The organism is Micromonospora tulbaghiae, assembly GCF_900091605.1.
Taxonomy (GTDB): domain Bacteria; phylum Actinomycetota; class Actinomycetes; order Mycobacteriales; family Micromonosporaceae; genus Micromonospora; species Micromonospora tulbaghiae.
The window spans coordinates 351,320-372,523 of record NZ_FMCQ01000006.1; the positions used below are offsets into that span (position 1 = coordinate 351,320).

General features: G+C 74.3%; 20 protein-coding genes. 17 read left to right on the forward strand and 3 right to left on the reverse strand.

Annotated features, from left to right (window positions below; all coding sequences use genetic code 11):
* The first annotated feature begins 38 nt into the window (after positions 1–38).
* From GA0070562_RS19780 to GA0070562_RS19840, 10 genes are all read left to right on the forward strand, one after another.
* Positions 39–1,529, forward strand: a complete 1,491-nt coding sequence (locus GA0070562_RS19780) for a replication-associated recombination protein A (RefSeq protein WP_091424272.1) — start codon at positions 39–41, stop codon at positions 1,527–1,529.
* Positions 1,530–4,492: 2,963 nt separating this feature from the next.
* Positions 4,493–5,110 (forward strand): hypothetical protein, encoded by a 618-nt coding sequence (locus GA0070562_RS30995; protein WP_091424570.1) that lies wholly within the window; start codon positions 4,493–4,495, stop codon positions 5,108–5,110.
* Between the two features lie 146 nt (positions 5,111–5,256).
* Entirely contained in the window at positions 5,257–5,718 is a 462-nt protein-coding gene (locus GA0070562_RS19800; RefSeq protein ID WP_013285490.1) for a DUF948 domain-containing protein, read from the forward strand.
* Between the two features lie 32 nt (positions 5,719–5,750).
* Positions 5,751–6,056 (forward strand): hypothetical protein, encoded by a 306-nt coding sequence (locus GA0070562_RS19805; RefSeq protein WP_013285491.1) that lies wholly within the window; start codon positions 5,751–5,753, stop codon positions 6,054–6,056.
* Positions 6,053–8,734, forward strand: coding sequence for an alanine--tRNA ligase (gene alaS / locus GA0070562_RS19810; protein WP_091424282.1), 2,682 nt, complete (start codon positions 6,053–6,055; stop codon positions 8,732–8,734). Before GA0070562_RS19805 ends, alaS begins: the two co-directional genes overlap by 4 nt.
* A 184-nt stretch (positions 8,735–8,918) precedes the next feature.
* Complete coding sequence (ruvX, locus tag GA0070562_RS19820; protein ID WP_091424289.1) at positions 8,919–9,380, forward strand: Holliday junction resolvase RuvX; 462 nt, start codon at positions 8,919–8,921, stop codon at positions 9,378–9,380.
* Positions 9,377–10,582: an endolytic transglycosylase MltG gene (gene mltG, locus GA0070562_RS19825; RefSeq protein WP_091424293.1), complete on the forward strand. Its 1,206-nt coding sequence runs from the start codon at positions 9,377–9,379 to the stop codon at positions 10,580–10,582. Before ruvX ends, mltG begins: the two co-directional genes overlap by 4 nt.
* A gap of 34 nt (positions 10,583–10,616) precedes the next feature.
* Complete coding sequence (locus tag GA0070562_RS19830; protein WP_091424574.1) at positions 10,617–11,453, forward strand: shikimate dehydrogenase; 837 nt, start codon at positions 10,617–10,619, stop codon at positions 11,451–11,453.
* Positions 11,454–11,538: 85 nt separating this feature from the next.
* Positions 11,539–12,717 (forward strand): chorismate synthase, encoded by a 1,179-nt coding sequence (gene aroC, locus GA0070562_RS19835; protein WP_091424577.1) that lies wholly within the window; start codon positions 11,539–11,541, stop codon positions 12,715–12,717.
* Between the two features lie 55 nt (positions 12,718–12,772).
* Positions 12,773–13,282 carry a shikimate kinase gene (locus GA0070562_RS19840; RefSeq protein WP_091424298.1) on the forward strand — a complete coding sequence of 170 codons (510 nt, stop codon included), beginning with the start codon at positions 12,773–12,775 and terminating at the stop codon, positions 13,280–13,282.
* A 161-nt stretch (positions 13,283–13,443) separates the two neighbouring features.
* On the opposite strand, the gene GA0070562_RS19845 is transcribed toward GA0070562_RS19840, so the two are convergent.
* Positions 13,444–14,265 carry a cytochrome c oxidase assembly protein gene (locus tag GA0070562_RS19845; RefSeq protein ID WP_091424301.1) on the reverse strand — a complete coding sequence of 274 codons (822 nt, stop codon included), beginning with the start codon at positions 14,263–14,265 and terminating at the stop codon, positions 13,444–13,446.
* The gene (locus tag GA0070562_RS19850; protein WP_091424304.1) at positions 14,262–14,804 is read right to left on the reverse strand and encodes a DUF2243 domain-containing protein; all 543 of its coding nucleotides are present in this window, start codon (positions 14,802–14,804) and stop codon (positions 14,262–14,264) included. The genes GA0070562_RS19845 and GA0070562_RS19850 overlap by 4 nt, the downstream gene beginning before the upstream one ends.
* Positions 14,805–14,896: 92 nt before the next feature.
* Here GA0070562_RS19850 and aroB point away from each other — a divergent pair, with 92 nt between their 5' ends.
* The 4 genes from aroB to nusB all read left to right on the forward strand — a co-directional run bounded on the left by aroB (position 14,897) and on the right by nusB (position 17,514).
* On the forward strand, positions 14,897–15,973 hold the full coding sequence (aroB, locus tag GA0070562_RS19855) for a 3-dehydroquinate synthase (RefSeq protein ID WP_091424306.1): 1,077 nt from the start codon (positions 14,897–14,899) through the stop codon (positions 15,971–15,973).
* Positions 15,970–16,410, forward strand: a complete 441-nt coding sequence (gene aroQ, locus GA0070562_RS19860) for a type II 3-dehydroquinate dehydratase (RefSeq protein WP_091424309.1) — start codon at positions 15,970–15,972, stop codon at positions 16,408–16,410. Before aroB ends, aroQ begins: the two co-directional genes overlap by 4 nt.
* A 112-nt stretch (positions 16,411–16,522) precedes the next feature.
* Positions 16,523–17,080, forward strand: coding sequence for an elongation factor P (gene efp, locus GA0070562_RS19865; protein WP_091424312.1), 558 nt, complete (start codon positions 16,523–16,525; stop codon positions 17,078–17,080).
* Between the two features lie 23 nt (positions 17,081–17,103).
* Complete coding sequence (nusB, locus tag GA0070562_RS19870) at positions 17,104–17,514, forward strand: transcription antitermination factor NusB (protein ID WP_174361785.1); 411 nt, start codon at positions 17,104–17,106, stop codon at positions 17,512–17,514.
* A gap of 64 nt (positions 17,515–17,578) precedes the next feature.
* Here nusB and bldD read toward each other — a convergent pair whose 3' ends face one another.
* Positions 17,579–18,067 carry a transcriptional regulator BldD gene (gene bldD / locus GA0070562_RS19875; protein ID WP_013285505.1) on the reverse strand — a complete coding sequence of 163 codons (489 nt, stop codon included), beginning with the start codon at positions 18,065–18,067 and terminating at the stop codon, positions 17,579–17,581.
* A 286-nt stretch (positions 18,068–18,353) separates the two neighbouring features.
* On the opposite strand from bldD, the gene pyrR reads away from it, so the two are divergent.
* Genes pyrR through GA0070562_RS19890 form a run of 3 tightly spaced genes read left to right on the forward strand, consistent with a single transcriptional unit; the run spans position 18,354 to position 21,194 of the window.
* A complete protein-coding gene (gene pyrR, locus GA0070562_RS19880; RefSeq protein WP_091424314.1) occupies positions 18,354–18,935 on the forward strand; it encodes a bifunctional pyr operon transcriptional regulator/uracil phosphoribosyltransferase PyrR in 582 nt (193 codons plus the stop codon).
* 58 nt (positions 18,936–18,993) lie between these two features.
* On the forward strand, positions 18,994–19,920 hold the full coding sequence (locus tag GA0070562_RS19885; protein ID WP_091424316.1) for an aspartate carbamoyltransferase catalytic subunit: 927 nt from the start codon (positions 18,994–18,996) through the stop codon (positions 19,918–19,920).
* Positions 19,917–21,194: a dihydroorotase gene (locus tag GA0070562_RS19890; protein ID WP_091424319.1), complete on the forward strand. Its 1,278-nt coding sequence runs from the start codon at positions 19,917–19,919 to the stop codon at positions 21,192–21,194. The genes GA0070562_RS19885 and GA0070562_RS19890 overlap by 4 nt, the downstream gene beginning before the upstream one ends.
* Positions 21,195–21,204 lie beyond the last annotated feature (10 nt).

The window sequence follows — 21,204 nt, forward strand, 5'->3', positions numbered from 1 at the left end:
TTCCGGCGTCGTCGGCCCGGCCCGGTACTGTTCTCGTGATGGAATCGGACGCCCTCTTCACCCTCGGCGAGCCGGCCGGCGCACCCGCGGGCGCGGGCGGCGCCGACGGCTTCACCGACGCCCGGGCGGACTCGCCCCTGCCGGTGCGGATGCGGCCGGCGGGCATCGACGAGCTGGTCGGGCAGGAGCACCTGCTCGCGCCGGGCGCGCCGCTGCGTCAGCTGGTCGAGGGCGCGGCGCCGATGTCGGTGATCCTCTGGGGTCCGCCGGGCAGCGGCAAGACCACCGTCGCCCACCTCGTGGCCCGGGCCACCGACCGGCGGTTCGTCGCGATGTCCGCGCTCACCGCCGGCGTGAAGGACGTCCGCGCCGTGATCGAGACCGCGCGGCGGCAACGCCGGTCCGGCGGCCCGCCCACAGTGCTGTTCATCGACGAGGTGCACCGGTTCAGCAAGACCCAGCAGGACTCGCTGCTCGCCGCCGTCGAGGACCGGACGGTCACGCTGCTCGCGGCGACCACGGAGAATCCGTACTTCTCGGTCATCTCGCCTCTGCTGTCGCGCTGCGTGCTGCTCACCCTTCAGGCCCTGGACGACGACGACGTACGCGGGCTGCTGCGCCGCGCGGTGGCCGACGAGCGCGGACTCGGCGGCGCGCTGGTCCTGGCGCGGGAGGCGGAGGACCACCTGGTCCGGCTCGCCGGGGGCGACGTGCGCAAGGCGCTCACCGCGCTGGAGGCGGCGGCGGCCACCGCGACCGCCCTGGGCGCCGGCCGGATCGACCTGGCCGTGGCCGAGCAGGCGGTCGACGTGGCGGCGGTGCGCTACGACCGGGACGGCGACGCGCACTACGACGTGACGAGCGCGTTCATCAAGAGCATGCGCGGCTCGGACGTGGACGCGGCACTGCACTGGCTGGCCCGGATGCTGGTGGCCGGCGAGGACGCCCGGTTCATCGCCCGCCGGCTGGTGATCTTCGCGAGTGAGGACGTCGGCATGGCCGATCCCACCGCGCTGACAGTGGCCACCGCGGCCGCCCACGCGGTCGAGTACGTGGGCCTGCCGGAGGCACAGCTCAACCTGGCCCAGGCGGTCATCCACCTGGCCACCGCGCCGAAGTCGAACTCGGCCACCACGGCGATCGGCGCGGCCGTCGCGGACGTACGCGCGGGTCGGGGCGGCGCGGTGCCGCGCGGCCTGCGCGACGCCCACTACTCCGGCGCGCGGGGCCTCGGCCACGGCGCCGGCTACCGCTACCCGCACGACGACCACCGGGGGGTGGTCACCCAGCAGTACGCTCCGGACGACCTCGTCGGAACCGACTACTACCAGCCCAGCGGGCACGGCGCGGAGCGGGCGGTGGCCACCCGGCTGCCGCTGCTGCGCCGGATCGTGCGCGGGCTGCCGGCTCCGGCGCCCCGGGCGGAGGCCGGCGCCCCGGCCGCCGCGAACGGGGCCCGGGTGGGGGGCGGCGAGCAGGCCAGCGGGGCGAGTGAGGGCGGCAGCGACGCCGCCGAGGGGGGTCAGTAGTGATGGCGCGTGGTCCGGAGCGGCCGGCGGACGGCCCCGACGAGCGGCGCGACCCGCGCGGCAAGGGCCGCCGGTGGGGGCGCGGCCGGCCCGAGCCCGAGCTCGACCCGACTGTCGTCGGCGAGGAACTCGGCTGGATCGACGACCTGCGCAGCGCCAAGCAGCAGGGCGGTGAACTCGGACCGGACGGGGGCGTCCCCGCGCCGCGTCCCGGCGCCGACCCGTCCTGGCCGGACGGCGAGCCCGCCCGGCCGCCCCGCCCGGCCGCCGCGCCCGGTCCGGGTCCCGGCGTGCCGCCGGCCGCCCGGCAGGCTCCGCGGCCGCCGGCGCCGGGGGCCCAGCCGCCCTCGACCGGTCAGCCGGTTCCGCCGCCTTCGCCCGCCGGCCGGCCCGGCACTCCGTCGGCGGGCGCGCCCCAGGCTCCCGGCCGGCCGGTTCCGCCGCCGGCCGCCGCGCCGCAGGCTCCCGGCCGGTCCCATCCGGGCGGGCCCGCTCCGGTCGGCCGCACCGACCCGACGATGCCACCCGTGACCGGCCGCCCCGGTCCGGCTGCGCCCCCGGCCGCCGGGCGTCCCGGCGGACCGGTCACCGGGCGTCCCGGTACCGACCTGCCCCCGGCTCCCGGTCGACCGGGCGTGGACACGCCTCCGCCAGCCGGACGGTCCCGCGTGGACACCGCCCCGCCGTCCGGCCGGCCCGGAGTGGACATGCCCCCGGCTCCCGGGCGTCCGGCCGCGGACACGCCGCCGGGGGTCCGCCCGCCGGTTGTGGACGCGCCCTCCGGCGGTGGCCGCCCCGGCCCGGAGACGCCGCCCGGTGGTGGCCGGCCCGGTCCGCGTCCGCCGGTCATGCGCCGCCCCGACACGCCCGGTCCGGCCGCGCCGCCGGTGCGCACCGGCGGTCCCGAGACCGGTGCCCCGCGCCGGGCCGGTGACGGCCCTTGGCCCGGCGGCCCCGAAGCCGGCGCCCCGCGCCGCCCCGCCGACGGTCCGTGGCCCGGCGTGCCCGAGGCTCCCCGTCCGGCCGACGCGCCGTACCGCCGCCGCGTGGACGGCCCCACCGGCCAGCAGCCGCCCGTCGCCGGCACCCGCGTCCCGCCCGCTCCACCCGGCCGCGCACCGGCCGACCCGGGCCGGCCACCCGCCGACGGCGACACCCGCGTACCGCCGACGCCCCGCGGCCGGCACGGAGCCGGACCCGAGGTCCCGCACCAGGCCGATCCGACGATCCCGCCGCCGTCGGGTGGCCGACGCGCCCGGGCGGACGACACCGCCGGCATCCAGCCGGTCTCCGGTGGTGCCCGCCGTGCCCGCGCCGAGGACACCGACGCCGTCCAGCCGGTCCCCGGTGGAGCACGCCGGGCACGGCCCGACGACGTGGCACCCGGCACCCAGCCGGTCTCCGGTGCGGGCCGCCGTGCCCGTGCCGACGACGTACCGCCCGGAACCCGTCCCGTCTCCGGTGCGGGCCGTCGCGCCGCGCCGGAAGGGGCCGTACCCGGCGGGCCGGCCGGACGGGCTGTTCCGGACGCCGCCCCGGTCTCCGGTGGCGGGCGACGCGCCCGGCACGACGAGCCCACCGGCGGCCACCATGTGCCCGCGCCCGGCGGCGGATCCGCAGCCGGGCCCACGCCGGGCACCGGCCGGCGGGCCACCCCGGAGCGTCCCCCGGTCGTCCCGCGCAGCGGAAACGCGCCGGACCTGCCGGGCGCGCCCGTGTCCGGCACTCCGGCGACGGGTCCGAACCCGCCTGCCGGCCGCCGCGGCGCGCCCGCCGGCCGCGGTGCCGCACCCGACGTACCCGGCGGTCGGCGGTCCGCGCCCGATGCAGCCGGCGGTCGGCGGTCCGTGCCCGACGAGCCGGTCGGTCCCGGCGCCGGCGCCGAGGCGCCCGGTCGCCGGGCCGCCCGCGACGACACCGGTGAGCCGCGGCCGCAACGGCCCGACCGGCCCGCCGACTGGCTGCGGCAGGCCGGTCGCACGTCGCACACCGACCCGGCCATGCCGGTCACCCGCCGCCCGGCCGGCCCTCCGGCCGAGGAGCCGTCCGGTCGTCCCGGCGGGCCCGCCGGCCGGGCGGGCCTCGCGGTCCCGCCGGTGCGTCCCGAGCCGGGTACGCCGTCTCCGCGCCCCGGACAGCCCGGCCCCGATGTACCGCCGCGCGCCGAACCGGCGATCCGCCCCGACCAGCCCGGCGCGGTCGTGCCCCCGGCCAGGCCCCAGCCGTCCGACCCGACGCCCGGTAGGCCCGGTCCGGCCCGCGGCGCGGCCCGCCCCGGTGTCGCGTCCGTTCCCGGTCCGGCCGGTCCCGGTCCGCGTGGCGACCTCGATCGCACCGGCGGGGTTCCCGCGGGTGGTGGCCGTCCCGGTGGTGCTCCGACAGGTCCGGCCGGTCCCGGTCCGCGCGGCGACCTCGATCGCACGGGCGGGATTCCAGCCGGCGGTGGCCGCCCCGGTGGCGGCCCGACGGGTCCGGCCGGTCCCGGTCCGCGTGGCGACGTCGATCGCACCGGTGGGACGGCGGTCGGGTCCGGCCGCCCCGGTGGCGGTCCGGCCGGACCCGGTGGCGAGGGGCGCGGGGTGGCCCGCCCCGACGACACCCGGCCTGGCGCCGGGCCTCGTCCGCCGATGGCACCCGGCACCCGAGGGCCGGCCGGCGACGGCCCGGTGCCGCCCGGTGCGCCGGTGACCGCCCGCGCGGCAGCCGGTGTGGCCCGCCCGGTCGCGCCGGACGAGCGGACCACCGGACGTGCGACACCACCCGGACCGGAGCCGGGCCGGCCCGGACCGGGCAACGCGGCGACACCGGCGGCGGCCCGGGCGGCTGTGGTCGTACCCCCGGGGGAGCCCGCGGGGCCACGGCCCGCAGCGGGCGGCGCGCCACGGCCCGGCGGTCCCGGACCGGACGACAGCGGCGCGGAGGCCGGGGGCCTGCGCGGCGCCCGGTCCGAGCTGCGCCGGCAGATGCGCGAGCGCACCCGGCTGCGGCTGGGCATCCTCGCCCTGGTCAGCCTCGTGCTGCTCGGCGCGGTGCCGCTGTACTTCGGGATGCGGACGCTCAGCCGCGACCCGGTCTTCGACACCCTCGACGCGCTCGCCGTGCCCGCCTGGGCGCAGAGCAACACCGTCGACAACGTCAGCGGCAGCCGCTGGTGCCTCCAGGACTGCCGCCTGCGTGAACGTTCCGTCGAGTCGGAGCAGGGGTGGAAGGAGACCGTCGCGGTCTACGAGAAGGCGCTGACCGGGGACGGGTGGCGGCGCTGGAAGGTCGACCGCTGCCCGGACGAGAAGGTCCCTGGTAGCTACACCTGCTGGCGCCGGGACGAACTGACGCTCGACCTGTGGGTACGCGACCGCACCTGCACGCCCCCGCCGGTGGACGGGGCGCCCGCGCCGACCGCACCGGCCACGCCCGCAGCGGCGGAGTGCACCGGCTCGTTGGTGTCGGTGAAGGTGCGCAACGCGATCGACGACGAGCGCACCGGCCCGACACCGACCACCGATCCGTCACTCACCGGTGAGGATCCGTACCCGACCCTGACCGACGACCCGCTGGGCGAGGCGACCCCCTCACCGTCGTGAGCCGACTTTCATCACGGACGGTAGGGTCTGGGGCTGGCACGCCCGTCCGCGCCCGGTGACCGGGTCGGCGTGGCGCGAAGTGGGTAGGTACGGTCGCGCGTTCCGGGGCGTCGGGTCCCGGGACACTGCTTGAGGAGGACTTTCGCGTGAGTGGTGGAGAGATCGCTGCGCTGATCGCGGCCGGCGCGTTCCTGATGCTGGTGCTCGTGCTGGCGGTGCCGATCCTGCGGCTGCGGCACACCGTGGACGCGACGACCCGCATGATCACCGACGTGAACGAGCGCACCGCGCCGCTGCTCGGCGACGTGAACACCACGGTGAAGAACGTCAACGTGGCGCTGGAGCAGGTGCAGACCTCGCTGGACGGGGTGAACCTCCAGCTCGCCAAGGTGGACACCATGACCAGCCACGCGCAGAACGTCACCGCGAACGTGGCGAACCTGGCCACCGTGGTCTCCGCCGCCGCGGCGAACCCGCTGGTCAAGGTGGCCGCGTTCGGGTACGGCGTGCGCCGGGCCGCCTCCGCCCGCCGGCACGCCGAGACCGAGCGCGAGGTGCGCGACACCATCAAGCAGCAGCGTCGCGCCGCCAAGCGCGGCAACCGCTGACCCCGACCGGCGTACGCGGGAAGGATGAGAACATGAGGCGGTTGTTCTGGCTGGGCATCGGGCTGGCCGTTGGCGTCCTGGTGGTGCGCAAGGCCACCCGGACCGCGCAGGCGTACACCCCGGCCGGCATCGCCAGCGGGCTGTCCGAGTCCGCCGGCGGTCTGGTCGAGTCGCTGCGGGCGTTCGTGGACGACGTCCGGGTCGGCATGGCCGAGCGTGAGCAGGAGATCCACGAGGCCTTCGCCCGCGGCGAGGTGTATGACGACCAGTTCGCCGAGCTGCGGGAGGACCCGCGGATCGGTGACCGAGAGATTTTCCCGGAGGACCACCAGCGATGAAGACGGCGGAGATCAAGCGGCGGTTCCTCGCCCACTTCGAGGCGAACGGGCACACCGTGGTGCCGTCCGCTCCGCTGCCCGCCATCAGCGACCCGAACCTGCTGTTCATCAACGCGGGCATGGTGCAGTTCGTGCCCTACTTCCTGGGCCAGCAGACCCCGCCGTACGCGCGGGCGACGAGCGTGCAGAAGTGCATCCGGACGCCGGACATCGACGAGGTCGGCAAGACCAGCCGGCACGGCACGTTCTTCCAGATGAACGGCAACTTCTCCTTCGGTGACTACTTCAAGTCCGGTGCGATCCCGCTCGCCTGGGACCTGGCCACGAAGCCGGTCGAGGCGGGCGGCTTCGGGCTGGACCCGGAGCGGATCTGGGCCACCGTCTACCTGGACGACGACGAGGCGTACGACATCTGGCGCGCCACCGGCGTGCCGGCCGAGCGGATCGTGCGCCGCGGCAAGGCCGACAACTTCTGGTCGATGGGCATCCCCGGCCCGTGCGGCCCGTGCTCCGAGCTGTACTACGACCGGGGCCCGGCCTACGGCCGCGAGGGCGGCCCGGAGGTCGACGAGGACCGCTACCTGGAGTTCTGGAACCTCGTCTTCATGCAGTTCGAGCGCGGTCCGGGCGTCGGCAAGGAGGACTTCCCGATCCTCGGCGACCTGCCGGCGAAGAACATCGACACCGGCATGGGCCTGGAGCGGATGGCCTCGCTGCTGCAGGGCGTGGACAACCTCTACGAGATCGACGAGGTCAAGCCGATCCTGGACAAGGCCGCCGAGCTGACTGGCAAGCGCTACGGCGTGCACTCCGGCCACGCGGCGAACGAGTCGCACCCGGACGACGTACGGCTCCGGGTGATCGCCGACCACGTGCGCACCTCGCTGATGCTCATCGGCGACGGCGTGACCCCGTCGAACGAGGGCCGGGGTTACGTGCTGCGCCGCATCATGCGGCGGGCGATCCGGGCGGTGCGGCTGCTGGGCTACCAGGACCGGGCGCTGCCGGAGCTGCTGCCGGTGGCCCGCGACTGCATGGCGCCGTCGTACCCGGAGCTGGCCGAGGACTTCGGCCGGATCTCGCAGTACGCGTACGCCGAGGAGGACGCGTTCCTGGCCACGCTGCGCGCCGGCACCACGATCCTGGACACCGCCATCGCCGAGACCAAGTCGGCCGGCAAGGCGGCGCTCTCCGGTGACAAGGCGTTCCAGCTGCACGACACGTACGGCTTCCCGATCGACCTGACCCTGGAGATCGCCGCCGAGCAGGGCTTGCAGGTCGACGCGGAGGGCTTCCGCCGGCTGATGGCCGACCAGCGCAGCCGGGCCAAGGCCGACGCGCAGGCGCGCAAGACCGGGCACACCGACGTGTCGGCGTACCGGTCGGTGCTCGACGGCGGCGGGCCGGTGGAGTTCACCGGCTACACCGAGCTGAGCCGGGAGTCCCGGGTACGCGCGCTGCTGTCCGGCGGCGCCGCGATCTCCGCGGCGGTCGAGGGCGACACGATCGAGCTGGTGCTCGACACCACCCCGTTCTACGCCGAGGGCGGTGGGCAGCAGCCCGACCAGGGGCTCATCACCGTCGGCGGCGGCCAGGTCGAGGTTTTCGACGTGCAGCAGCCGGTGCCCGGCCTGATCGTGCACCGGGCCAAGGTGGTGCGCGGCGAGGTGCGTTCCGGGGAGACCGGGTACGCCGAGATCGACGTGTCCCGCCGTCGGGCGATCTCCCGCTCGCACACCGCGACGCACCTGGTGCACCAGACGATGCGCAACTTCCTCGGCGAGTCGGCGACCCAGGCGGGTTCACTCAACGCGCCGGGCCGGCTGCGGTTCGACTTCAACACCCCGACGGGTGTGGCGCCGAGCGTGCTGCACGACGTCGAGCAGCAGGTCAACGAGGTGCTGCTGGCCGACCTGGAGGTGCACGCGTTCGTCACCAGCCAGGAGGAGGCGCGCCGGATCGGGGCGATGGCGCTGTTCGGCGAGAAGTACGGCGAGCGGGTCCGGGTCGTCGAGGTCGGCGACTACGCCCGTGAGCTGTGCGGCGGCACGCACGTGGCCCGTTCCGCCCAGCTCGGCCTGGTGAAGGTCCTCTCCGAGGCGTCGGTGGGTTCCGGGGTACGCCGGATCGAGGCGCTCGTCGGCATGGACGCGTTCGGCTTCCTGGCCCGCGAGCACCTGCTGGTGTCCCGGCTGGCCGAGCTGTTCCGGGTGCCGGGGGAGCAGGTGGCCGACCGGGTGGAGCAGACCGTCACCCAGCTGCGCGACGCGGAGAAGGAGCTGGAGAAGCTGCGCGCGCAGCTCGTGCTCGGCGGGGCCGGTGCCCTGGCGGCGCAGGCGAAGGACGTGCGCGGCGTCGCGTATGTCGGCACCGAGGCGCCGGAGGGCGCGGCGGCAAACGACGTGCGGACCCTCGCCCAGGAGATCCGGGGCCGGATCGACGCGGCCCGCCCGGCGGTGGTGGCGGTGGCCGCCCGGGCCAACGGCAAGGCGTCGCTCGTGGTGGCCGTCAACCAGGCCGCCCGGGGACGGAACCTCAGCGCGAAGGACCTGGTCAAGGCCGCGTTCTCCGGCCGGGGCGGCGGCAGCGACGACCTGGCCCAGGGCGGCGGGCTGCCCGCGACGGAGGCGCCGAACCTGCTGGTCACCGTCGAGCGGGCGGTCGCCGACGCGGCATGAGCGAACGCACCGAGCGGAGCGAGGGCCGTGAGGGCATGCCCAGCCGACGCGGCATGAGCGAACGCACCGAGCGGAGCGAGGGCCGTGAGGGCATGCCCAGCCGGCACGGCATGAGCGCAACGATCGACGCCAGGGCGGACCACCCGGTCCGCCCTGGCCCGTACCGGCGGGGAGGTGTCCGCTCGTGACCGAGCTGTCCCGTGGCGTCCGGCTGGGTGTCGACGTCGGCCAGGTCCGGGTGGGGGTGGCGCGTTGTGATCCGCACGGCATTCTCGCCACGCCGCTGGTGACGCTGGCCCGCGACCTGACGACGGAACCGGACGCGGTGCCCGCCGACATGGCCGAGCTGGTCCGGCTCGCCGCCGAGCACGAGGCGGTGGGGATCGTGGTCGGGCTGCCGGTCAACCTCGCCGGAAAGCACGGCCCGGCGGCGGTGAACGTATCAGCATATGCCAGCCGTTTGGCTGATGTAATGAGGCCGATTCCGGTGACGCTGACGGACGAGAGGATGTCTACCGTCGTCGCGAGTCGTAGGCTGGCCGAACGGGGCGTCCGAGGAAAGCGCCAACGAGCGGTGGTCGACCAGGCCGCCGCGGTGGAGATTCTGCAGAGCTGGCTGGACGCACAGCGGAGGCGGACGCAATGATCGACGATCTTGATCTGGGGTTCGACGAGCCGGACAGGGGGGAGAAGGGCCGGCACCGGCGCGGCGCGGTGCGCCGGCGCCAGGGCAAGTCCGGCGGCGGCCGGGGCAAGACCCTTCTCGCACTCGCACTCGCGCTGGTCCTGCTGGGCGGCATCGGCGGCGGCGCGTTCTACGGCTTCGACCGGGTCCAGAACTACTTCGTCACCCCCGACTACGACGGCTCCGGCAGCGGTGAGGTGACCGTCGAGATCAAGCAGGGCGCGCTGATCGCCGACATGGCCGACGCGCTCGTCGCCGTCGACGTGGTGAAGAGCACCAAGGCGTTCATCGAGGCCGCCGAGGAGAACTCGCGCAGCAAGAACATCCAGCCCGGCACGTACAAGCTGCGCAAGCAGATGAGCGGTGACGCGGCGGTCGTGGCGCTGCTGGACCTCAAGAACAAGATCGTCAACGGGATCACCATCCCCGAGGGCCTCACCGCGAAGACGGTCTACAAGCGGCTGTCCGAGAAGACCGACATCCCGGTCAAGGACTTCGAGGCCGCCGCGAAGGACCCGGAGGCGCTCGGCGTACCGGACTGGTGGTTCAAGCGCTCCGACGGCAAGAAGCTCAAGCCGTCAATCGAGGGATTCCTGTTCCCCGACACCTACGAGATCCCGCCGAAGGCCACCGCCGAGACCGTGCTCAAGCTGATGGTGGACAACTTCCTCACCGTCACCGGGAACCTGAAGTTCGCCGAGAACGTGCAGGCGAACCGCGGCGGCATCAGCCCGTACGAGGTGCTCATCGTGGCGTCGCTCTCGCAGGCGGAGGCGGGCAACAAGGACGACCTCGGCAAGATCGCCCGCGTCGCCTACAACCGGGTCTACAGCGGCAACTTCCCCTGCAGCTGTCTGCAGTTCGACGTGTCGGTCAACTACTACTGGGAGCTGACCGGCAAGCCGACAAAGGCGTCGAAGGACATGCGCAGAGAGGAGCTGTACGACGAGAAGAACCCGTACAGCACCCACGCCCGCCCGGGTCTGCCCCCGACTCCCATCAACAACCCGGGGAAGCAGGCCCTGGAGGGGGCGCTGAACCCGCCGAACGAGAAGTGGCTCTTCTTCGTCGCCATCGACAAGCAGGGACACTCGGCCTTCGCGACGACGAACGCCGAGCATGAGCGCAACATCGAGAAGGCCAAGGAGAACGGCGTTCTCTAGGCACGACGTCACTCGGGGGACAGAGGCTGTGCACATTTCGGCTGCCCGCCGCGCCGCTGTTGTCGGCAAGCCGATCGCCCACTCGCTCTCCCCGGTGATCCACACCGCCGGGTATGCGGCGGCCGGGCTGACCGGCTGGTCGTACACCCGGATCGAAGCCGGCGCCGACGACCTGCCCGGCCTGGTCGCGGGCCTCGGCCCGGAGTGGGCCGGGCTGTCGGTGACCATGCCCGGCAAGGAGGCGGCGCTCGCGCTGGCCGACGAGGTCTCGCCGCTCGCCGCCGCCGTCGGCGCCGCCAACACGCTGGTACGCCGGCCCGACGGCACCTGGTACGCGGACAACACCGACGTCACCGGCATGGTCGAAGTGCTCACCGGCGCCGGCTGCGTGGCCGGGGCGGTCGTCACCGTGCTCGGCGCGGGCGGCACCGCCCGGGCCGCGATCGCGGCGGCGGCCCGGATCGGGGCGGCCGAGGTGACAGTGGTGGCCCGCCGCCCCGAGGCGGTCGACGAGATGCGCCCGGTCGCGGAGGCGGCCGGCGTGCCGCTCGCCGGCGCCGAATGGGACGGCGCGCCGGCCCACGCCCGCGCCGACCTGGTGATCTCCACAGTTCCCAAGGGCGTCGCCGACCCCCTCGCGGACAACTTCGACTGGCGGCCGGAGTCCGTCTTCTTCGACGTCGTCTACGACCCGTGGCCCACGCCGCTCGCGGCGGCGGCGCTCGCCGCCGGATGCCGGGTCGTCTCCGGGCTGGACCTGCTGCTGGCCCAGGCGTTCGGCCAGTTCGAGCAGTTCACCGGCGTCGCCGCGCCACGCGCCGCGATGGCCGACGCCCTGGCACGGGAACGGGTCGGCGCCGGACCGGTGTGACCGGTGCGCGGACGGGCCCGTCCGCAGGGCGGGACGCGGCGGGCGGCGTACGCCGGTGACCACCGGGCGTGACAGACTGACCGTCGTGTTGCGCTGGCTGACTGCAGGTGAATCGCACGGACCCGCCCTCGTCGCGATGCTGGAGGGCGTACCCGCCGGCATCGAGGTGACCACCGGGGAGATCTCCGGCGAGCTGGCCCGGCGCCGGCTCGGCTACGGCAGGGGTGCCCGGATGTCGTTCGAGCAGGACGAGATCGAGATCATCGGCGGGCTCCGGCACGGCGTGACGCTCGGGAGCCCCGTCGCGATCCGGGTCGGCAACTCCGAGTGGCCCAAGTGGCGCACCGTGATGGCCGCCGACCCGGTCGACCCGGAGGAGCTGGCGAGCCAGGCCCGCAACGCGCCGCTGACCCGTCCCCGCCCGGGGCACGCCGACCTGGCCGGCATGCAGAAGTACGGGCACACCGACGCCCGGCCGATCCTGGAGCGCGCCAGCGCCCGGGAGACCGCCGCCCGGGTCGCTGTGGGCACCGTCGCCAAGGCGCTCGTGCGCCAGGCGCTCGGCGTGGAGATCGTCTCGCACGTGGTCGAGCTGGGGCCGGTGGCGGTCAAGCCGGGTCTGCGCCCCACGCCGGAGGACGCCGCGCGCATCGACGCCGACCCGCTGCGCTGCCTCGACGCCGAGGCCAGCGCCCGGATGGTCGCCGAGGTCGACGCCGCGAAGAAGGCCGCCGACACGCTCGGCGGCGTGGTCGAGGTGCTCGCGTACGGGGTACCGCCGGGCCTGGGCAGCCACGTGCAGTGGGACCGCAAGCTCGACGCCCGCCTCGCCACCGCACTCATGTCGATCCAGGCGATCAAGGGCGTGGAGATCGGCGACGGCTGGCAGCAGGCCCGCTCGCGCGGCTCCGAGGCGCACGACGAGATCGTGCCCACCGCGACCGGCGTGCGGCGGATCACCGACCGGGCCGGTGGCCTGGAGGGCGGCATCACCACCGGTGAGCCGCTGCGGGTGAAGGCGGCCATGAAGCCGATCTCGTCGCTGAACCGGGCCCTCGCGACGATCGACGTGACCACCGGCGAGCCGGCCACCGCGATCAACCAGCGCTCCGACGTGTGCGCGGTCCCGGCGGCGGCGGTGGTGGCCGAGGCGATGGTCGCGCTGGTGCTGGCCGAGGCGGCGGTGGAGAAGTTCGGCGGCGACTCGGTCGCCGAGATGCGCCGCAACCTGGCCGGCTACCTCGACAGCCTGGTCGTCCGGTGAGCGCGAGGAACGCAGCGCAGCGGAGTCCCGCAGTCGCGAACGAAAGGTGGCAACGATGAGCACCCGGCCGGTCTGTGTGCTGGTCGGTGCGCCCGGCTCCGGCAAGACCACAGTCGGCACGGCGCTCGCCGAGGCGCTCGGCGTCGGCTTCCGGGACACCGACGCCGACATCGAGAACCTCGCCGGCAAGCCGATCCCGGAGATCTTCGTGGACGAGGGGGAGGAGCACTTCCGTACCCTCGAACGGGCCGCCGTGGCGGCGGCGCTCGCGTCGCACGCGGGCGTGCTCGCGCTCGGCGGCGGCGCGGTCCTGGCCGAGGAGAACCGGGCCGCGCTGATCGGCCACACGGTGGTGCACCTGTCGGTGGAGCTGCCGGACGCGCTCAAGCGGGTCGGTCTCGGCGCCGGCCGGCCGCTGCTCGCACTGAACCCGCGCGCCACGCTCAAGCACCTGATGGACCAGCGCCGCCCGCTCTACGCCGAGGTGGCGACCGCGACCGTGGTCACCGACGGGCGTACGCCGCAGGAGCTGGCGGCGGAGATCGCCGCGCTGCTCAAGCCCTGACCCGCCCCGCCCGGCTGCGCCCGGCGCCCGGCTCCTTCGGTGGAACGCCGTGGGTGTCTCCCGGGCGTTGTGGCACACGTGGTGTTCCAGTCGGCGCGCGTGACGTCGGTGGGTGGAACGTCATGGGCGAGTGAGACGGCGTGCCGGCGCGAGGTGGACGGTCAGGCGTTGGCCGCAGCGGTCCCGGCCGTCCGGCGTCCGGCCCGGCGGCGAGAGCTCCGCGCCCGGCGCCGAGGGCTCCGCTCCGGTCGCCAGGTGGCGAGCAGCGCCAGCGCCAGCGCGATCTCGGCCAGGTCACCCAGGTAGTACATGAGCGTCGCCCCGGCCCGCAGCTCGGCGGCGGTGGCGGGCACGTCCACGAACAGCCCGGCGTAGAGCAGCTGGGCGATGGTGGCGTGCGCGGCCACCCCGACGCCGATCACCACCAGCCGCACCGGTACGCGGGGGCGGTGCGGGCCCGGGTCCGGACCGGCGATCGACCAGGCGAACAGGCAGCCGCTGAGCAGGAAGTGCAGGTTCACCAGTGTGTGCAGGACCGGGCTGTCCAGCGTGGCCCGGTACAGCGGGGTGAGGTAGAGCAGCCAGAGCCCGCCCGCGGTGAGCAGCAGCCCGGTCACCGGGTGGCCGAGCACCCGCGCGACCGGGTGCCGCAGCAGGTGTACCAGCCTCCGGCCGGTACGCCGGTCCAGCGTGCGCAGCAGCAGTGTGACCGGGGCGCCGAGCACCAGCGCCAGCGGCGCCAGCATGCCGATCAGCAGGTGCTGCCACATGTGCCCGACGAAGTCACCGGCCGGCCACAGCAGCCCGGCCGTCAGCAGCAGCGCGCCCAGCCCGAAGCTCGCCGTGCGGGCGTGCGCCCAGCCCGGTCCGCCCGGGTCGCGCAGCCGCAGCGCGGCGGCCAGGTACACCCAGAACAACGCCACCGGGATCAGCGCGGTCGCCGGGAAGTCACCGGCGGCGTGCCCGGCGTGGGCCACTGTCACCGGCGCTCCGGCGCGCAGAGGTCGACCGCGCGGGCGCGGCGCTGGATCGCCCAGCCTACAGCGATCAGCACCACGCCGAGGGCGAGGAACCCGAGGTCCCACCAGAGCTGGTTCGGGCCGCTGCGCACATGGTGGATGCCGAGCAGGTGATGGTCGATGATGCCCTCGACCAGGTTGAACAGGCCCCAGCCGATGAGCGCCCAGCCCCACAGCATCGGCGAGCGCCACAGCCGGCCCCGGGAGTGTGTGACACGGGAGTAGAGCAGGGCCAGGCCGGTCAGCACCGCCACCCAGGTGACCACGTGGAACAGGCCGTCCCAGAGCGTGTTCATCTGCAACCCGGGCACGGTGTCCACCGGGTACTCCCGGACGCCGATGCGGTCGCTGCCGGTGCTGCTGAGCAGGTGGTGCCACTGGAGGACCTGGTGCAGGACGATGCCGTCGACGAAGCCGCCGAGCCCGACGCCGAGGATCGTGGCGGGCAGCCGGATGCTCGTGGCCGTCTCCGGCCGGGTCGTGTGTGCCGTCGTCTCACTCATTCCGGCCGCCCTACCCGCCGTGCGGCCGGGCAAACACCCAGCCAGTGGACAACGGCCGCGCGGGGGCGGCGCGCTGGACTAGGCTGCCCGCGATGGACGAGGTGACCCGGATCCCGGTCGGCGGCGAGCGGCCGTACGACGTGCTGGTGGGACGTGACCTGCTGGCCCCGCCGCCCCGGCTGCTGCCCGGCGCCGAGCGGGTGGCCTTCCTGCACGCGCCGCCGCTCAAGGCGCTCGCCGACAAGCTCGCCGACGCGGTCCGCGAGGGCGGCGTGACACCGCTGCTGATCGAGGTGCCGGACGCGGAGGCGGGCAAGCACGTCGACGTGGCGGCGGCCTGCTGGGACCGGCTCGGCGACGCCGGGTTCACCCGTACCGACGCGGTGGTCGGGGTGGGCGGCGGCGCGGTCACCGACCTGGCCGGGTTCGTCGCGGCCACGTGGCTGCGCGGCGTGCGCTGGGTGCCGGTCGCGACGTCGCTGCTCGGCATGGTCGACGCCGCCGTGGGCGGCAAGACCGGCATCAACACGGCCGCCGGCAAGAACCTGGTCGGCGCGTTCCACCCGCCGGCCGGAGTGCTGGCCGACCTGGCGACGCTGGACAGCCTGCCCCCGGCCGACCTGGCCGCCGGGATGGCCGAGGTGGTCAAGTGCGGGTTCATCGCCGACCCGGTCATCCTCGACCTGGTCGAGCGGGATCCGGCCGCCGCGCTGGACCCGGCCGGGCCGGTGCTGCGGGAACTGGTCGAGCGCGCGGTTCGCGTGAAGGCCGACGTGGTCGCCGGGGACCTGCGCGAATCCGGGGTACGCGAGGTGCTCAACTACGGGCACACGCTGGCGCACGCGATCGAGAAGGTGGAGGGCTACCGCTGGCGGCACGGCCACGCGGTGGCGGTCGGCCTGGTCTACGCCGCCACGCTGGCCCGGCTCGCCGGTCGGCTCGACGCGGCCGACGCGGAGCGGCACCGCCGGGTGCTGACCGCGCTCGGCCTGCCCACCGGCTACCGGGCCGACGCCTGGCCCGATCTGCTGGCCGCGATGCGGGTGGACAAGAAGGCCCGGGGCAGCCGGCTGCGGTTCGTGGTGCTCGACGGGCCGGCCCGCCCGGCGATCCTGGAGGCGCCGCCGGACGACCTGCTCGCCGCCGCGTACGAGGAGATCAGCTCGTGAGGGTGTACGTGCTGAACGGGCCGAACCTGGGCCGGCTCGGCACCCGTCAGGTCGACGTGTACGGGGTGACCAGCTACGCCCAGCTCGTGGCCGACTGCGAGCGGCACGGCCGGGAGCTGGGCCTGGACGTGGTGGTCCGGCAGACCGACGCCGAGCACGAGATGCTCGCCTGGCTGCACGAGGCGGCCGACGAACAGGCCGCGGTGGTGCTCAACCCGGCCGCCTGGTCGCACTACTCGATCGCGGTGCGGGACGCCTGCGCCATGCTGCGCGGCCCGCTGGTCGAGGTGCACATCTCCAACATCCACGCCCGGGAGGAGTTCCGGCACCACTCGGTGGTCTCCGCGGTGGCCACCGGGGTGATCTGCGGCCTGGGCGTGGACGGCTACCGGCTGGCGCTGCACCACGTGGCCGCCCGGTCGGCCGCAGGCGCCTGAGCCGGTCCCGCTCGGCGGCGCTCGCGCGGGGTCCGTTCCGTGGCGCGAGTCCGATTCGACAGAGCGAGTAGACTTGGACGGTCTGTCCGCCAATTGATGATCAAGGCAGGAAATGGCCACCACCAACGACCTGAAGAACGGCCTGGTACTCAACCTGGACGGCGAGCTGTGGGCCGTCGTCGAGTTCCAGCACGTCAAGCCCGGTAAGGGTGGTGCCTTCGTGCGCACCACGCTGAAGAACGTGCTGTCCGGCAAGGTGGTCGACAAGACCTTCAACGCGGGCACCAAGGTCGAGACCGCGACCGTCGACAAGCGCACCATGCAATACCTCTACGCCGACGGCGAGGACTACGTCTTCATGGATCTGGAGACGTTCGACCAGATCACCGTCCCCGGCGCCACCGTCGGCGAGGCCGCCAACTACCTCCTCCCCGAGGCCGAGGCGACAGTCGCCACCCACGAGAGCGTGCCGCTGTACATCGAGCTGCCGACCTCGGTCGTGCTCGAGATCACCTACACCGAGCCGGGCCTTCAGGGCGACCGGTCGACCGGCGGCAACAAGCCGGCCACCGTCGAGACGGGCGCGACCGTGCAGGTGCCGCTGTTCATCACCACCGGTGAGAAGATCAAGGTCGACACCCGCGACGGCCGTTACCTCGGCCGAGCCTGATGGCCGAGGGCCCCAAGCAGCAGATGCCGGCGCGTCGCAAGGCGCGCAAGCGGGCGCTGGACGTGCTCTTCGAGGCCGACCTGCGGGACCGCCCGCCGGTCGAGGTGCTCGCCGGTTATCTGGAACGGATCGAGCAGCCGCGCCCCGACCACCTCGGCTACGCGGTCGGGCTGGTCGAGGGCGTGGCGGCGCACCTCGACCGGATCGACGAGACGATCGCCAGCTACGCCGAGGGGTGGACGCTGGAGCGGATGCCCGTGGTCGACCGCAACCTGGCCCGGATCGCCGTGTACGAGCTGCTCTACGTCGACGAGATCGACGACGCGGTGGCGATCAGCGAGGCCGTGGAGCTGGCCCGGCAGATGTCGACCGACGACTCGCCCCGCTTCCTCAACGGCATCCTCGGCCGGATCGCCGAGTACGCCACGCGCTGACGCGCGCCGGAACGACGAAGGGCCCGTGCCAGCCGGCACGGGCCCTTCTCGTCGTACGGGGGTGTCAGGACGCGAAGAACGCCCGGGGGTCGGCGACCAGCACGCCGTGCTCGGTCAGCCGCTCGATCAGGCCCGACGGCGAGGCGTCGTAGACGATCGCGAGGGCGCGCAGGTCGTCGGCGCGGATCGAGAGCACCCGGCCGTTGTAGTCGCCGCGCTGCTGCTGGATGGCGCGCGCGTAGCGGGCCACGTACGCGAGGTCCTCGGAGGCCTCGTCGTAGAGCCGCTCCAGGTCCAGCACGATCTTGCTGGTGGGCTCGTGACGCACCCCGCTGCCGTCGGGCAGCAGCTCCGAGACGGGAACGCGGTAGAAGTCGGCCAGCTCCGCCAGGCGGGACACGGTGACGGCGCGGTCGCCGCGCTCGTACGAGCCGACCACCACGGCCTTCCACCGCCCGTTCGACTTCTCCTCCACCCCCTGCAGGGACAGACCCTGCTGCTGGCGGATGGAGCGCAGGCGGGCGCCCAGCGACTTGGCGTATTCAGAGGGCATTCGGACACTCCCAGTGCTGTTCGGGTTCCCCGAGCTATCGCTACGGAGCGTGACGGTACGGGGATTGCGACATGTGGTCAAGTGTTGCTGTCCACCGGGTCCGGCACCCACGTGTGGCTTGTCCCCATTTCTCCGGGCTGACCAGCAGCTCAGGACCGGCGGTGGGCGGCCCGGTGACCGCTGGTAACGTGGCGTGAAGCCCCGGTCCGGGCCCCGCGCGGGCCTGCCGGAGCCGACCAGACGTCCTTTAACGACCCGTCCCGTGAGGCGGGGAAGGAGGTCCGCCGTGGCCTACCCACCGGCTGCCCACTCGTCGCCGCCGCGACAACCCTCGGTGAAGGTGATCCTCGCCGCAGCGGACGTGTCGCGGGTGGTCGACCGCATCGCCCACCAGATCCTGGAGAAGACCCAGGGCGCCGCCGACACCGTGCTGCTCGGCATCCCCACCCGGGGCGTGCCGCTGGCCCACCGCCTCGCGGACCGGATCAGCACCTTCGAGGACGTCACAGTCCCGGTCGGCGTGCTCGACATCACGCTCTACCGCGACGACCTGCGCCGGCACGCCACCCGCGCGGTCGGCCCGACCGACCTGCCGCCCGGCGGGATCGACGGCAAGCGGGTGATCCTCGTCGACGACGTGCTGTTCTCCGGCCGCACCGTGCGGGCCGCGCTGGACGCGCTCAGCGACGTCGGCCGGCCGGCGTCCGTGCAGCTCGCGGTCCTCGTCGACCGCGGCCACCGGCAGCTGCCGATCCGCGCCGACTACGTCGGCAAGAACATCCCCACCGCGCTGGCCGAGAACGTCAAGGTCACCCTCGCCGAGACCGACGGCACCGACGAGGTACGGCTGTACGGAGGCTCACTGTGAGCGCGAGGAGCGCAGCGAAGCGGAGCCCCGCAGTCGCGAACGAAAGGCGGCGACGCGCATGATCCGGCACCTGCTCTCCGGCGCCGACCTGGACGCCGGCACCGCCACCCTGGTCCTGGACACGGCCGCGGAGATGGCGACGGTGGCCGGCCGCGAGGTCAAGAAGCTGCCCGCGCTGCGCGGGCGCACCGTGGTCAACCTCTTCTACGAGGACTCCACCCGCACCCGGATCTCGTTCGAGGCGGCCGCCAAGCGACTCAGCGCCGACGTGATCAACTTTTCCGCCAAGGGCTCCAGCGTGGCCAAGGGCGAGAGCCTGAAGGACACCGCGCTGACGCTCCAGGCCATGGGCGCGGACGCGGTGGTCGTCCGGCACCCCGCCTCCGGCGCCCCGCACCGGCTCGCCGAATGGGTGGACGGGTCGGTGGTCAACGCCGGTGACGGCACCCACGAGCACCCCACCCAGGCGCTGCTCGACGCGTACACGATGCGGTCCCGGCTGGGCCGCCTCGACGGCCTGCACGTGGCGATCGTCGGCGACGTGCTGCACTCCCGGGTGGCCCGCTCCAACGTGCTGCTGCTGTCCACGCTCGGCGCGAAGGTCACACTGGTCGGCCCGCCCACGCTCATCCCGGTCGACATCGCCGCCGCCCTGGCGCCCGGCACCGACGTCTGTTACGACCTCGACGCCGTTCTCCCAGATGTGGACGTGGTGATGATGCTGCGGGTGCAGCGCGAGCGGATGGGTGACTCCTACTTCCCGTCCGCCCGGGAGTACGCCCGCCGCTACGGGCTCGACGGGCCGCGCATGCGCCGGCTGCCCGGGCACGCGATCGTCATGCACCCCGGCCCGATGAACCGGGGGATGGAGATCACGCCCGAGGTGGCCGACTCGCCCCGCTCCACCATCGTCGAACAGGTCGCCAACGGGGTCTCCGTGCGGATGGCCGTGCTCTACCTGCTGCTCGGAGGGAACAACCGGTGACCGCGTACCTCATCACAGGCGTCAGTGTGGTCGGCGGCGAGCCGACCGACCTGCTCATCCGCGACGGCGTGGTGGCCGGGACGGGCCGCGGGCTCGCCGCGGACGGCGCCACAGTCATCGACGCGACCGGCCTGGTCGCGCTGCCCGGCCTGGTCGACCTGCACACTCACCTGCGCGAGCCCGGCCGGGAGGACGCCGAGACGGTCGAGTCCGGTTCCCGGGCGGCGGCGCTCGGCGGCTACACGGCGGTGTGCGCGATGGCGAACACCTCGCCGGTCGCCGACACCGCCGGTGTGGTGGAGCAGGTCTGGCGCCTCGGCCGGGAGGCCGGCCTGGTCGACGTGCAGCCGATCGGGGCGGTCACGGTCGGGCTGGCCGGCGAGCGCCTGGCCGAGCTGGGCGCGATGGCCGACTCGGCGGCCGGGGTGCGGATCTTCTCCGACGACGGGCACTGCGTGTCGGACCCGCGGCTGATGCGCCGGGCGCTGGAGTACGTCAAGGCGTTCGACGGCGTGATCGCCCAGCACGCCGAGGAGCCCCGGCTGACCGAGGGCGCGCAGATGCACGAGGGCGAGGTGTCCACCCGCCTCGGCCTGACCGGCTGGCCGGCCGTCGCCGAGGAGGCGATCATCGCCCGGGACGTGCTGCTGGCCGAGCACGTCGGCAGCCGCCTGCACGTCTGCCACGTCTCCACCGCCGGCAGCGTCGAGGTGCTGCGTCAGGCCAAGGCGCGCGGGGTACGCGTCACCGCCGAGGTGACGCCGCACCACCTGCTGCTGACCGACGCCAAGGCGGAGAGCTACGACCCCGTCTTCAAGGTCAACCCGCCGCTGCGTACCGCCGCCGACATCGCCGCGCTGCGGGAGGCGCTGGCCGAGGGCGTGATCGACATCATCGCCACCGACCACGCGCCGCACGCCGTGGAGGACAAGGAGTGCGAGTGGGCGTACGCCCGGCCGGGCATGCTCGGTCTGGAGACGGCGCTGTCGATCGCGCTCGACGTGTTCGGCCCCCGCTGGGACCTGATCGCCGAGCGGATGTCCCGCACGCCGGCCCGGATCGCCGGGCTGGCCGGGCACGGCCTCGACCCGGCGCCCGGCGTACCGGCCAACCTGACCCTGGTCGACCCGGCCGCCCGCCGCGTCATCGAACCCGCGGAGCTGGCCAGCCGTAGTCGCAACACCCCGTACGCCCGCATGACGCTGCCGGGTCGCATCGTGGCGACCTTCCTGCGCGGCGAGCCGACGGTCCTGGACGGAAAGGCTGTCAAGTGAGCGCGAGGAA

Excerpts from the sequence above, each read along its gene's own strand:
- GA0070562_RS19780 (WP_091424272.1), top strand. The coding sequence starts at position 39 with ATGGAATCGGACGCCCTCTTCACCCTCGGCGAGCCGGCCGGCGCACCC.
- GA0070562_RS30995 (WP_091424570.1), top strand. The coding sequence starts at position 4,493 with ATGCGCGAGCGCACCCGGCTGCGGCTGGGCATCCTCGCCCTGGTCAGC.
- GA0070562_RS19805 (WP_013285491.1), top strand. The coding sequence starts at position 5,751 with ATGAGGCGGTTGTTCTGGCTGGGCATCGGGCTGGCCGTTGGCGTCCTG.
- alaS (WP_091424282.1), top strand. The coding sequence starts at position 6,053 with ATGAAGACGGCGGAGATCAAGCGGCGGTTCCTCGCCCACTTCGAGGCG.
- mltG (WP_091424293.1), top strand. The coding sequence starts at position 9,377 with ATGATCGACGATCTTGATCTGGGGTTCGACGAGCCGGACAGGGGGGAG.
- GA0070562_RS19840 (WP_091424298.1), top strand. The coding sequence starts at position 12,773 with ATGAGCACCCGGCCGGTCTGTGTGCTGGTCGGTGCGCCCGGCTCCGGC.
- GA0070562_RS19850 (WP_091424304.1), bottom strand. The coding sequence starts at position 14,804 with ATGAGTGAGACGACGGCACACACGACCCGGCCGGAGACGGCCACGAGC.
- aroB (WP_091424306.1), top strand. The coding sequence starts at position 14,897 with ATGGACGAGGTGACCCGGATCCCGGTCGGCGGCGAGCGGCCGTACGAC.
- efp (WP_091424312.1), top strand. The coding sequence starts at position 16,523 with ATGGCCACCACCAACGACCTGAAGAACGGCCTGGTACTCAACCTGGAC.
- nusB (WP_174361785.1), top strand. The coding sequence starts at position 17,104 with ATGCCGGCGCGTCGCAAGGCGCGCAAGCGGGCGCTGGACGTGCTCTTC.
- bldD (WP_013285505.1), bottom strand. The coding sequence starts at position 18,067 with ATGCCCTCTGAATACGCCAAGTCGCTGGGCGCCCGCCTGCGCTCCATC.
- GA0070562_RS19885 (WP_091424316.1), top strand. The coding sequence starts at position 18,994 with ATGATCCGGCACCTGCTCTCCGGCGCCGACCTGGACGCCGGCACCGCC.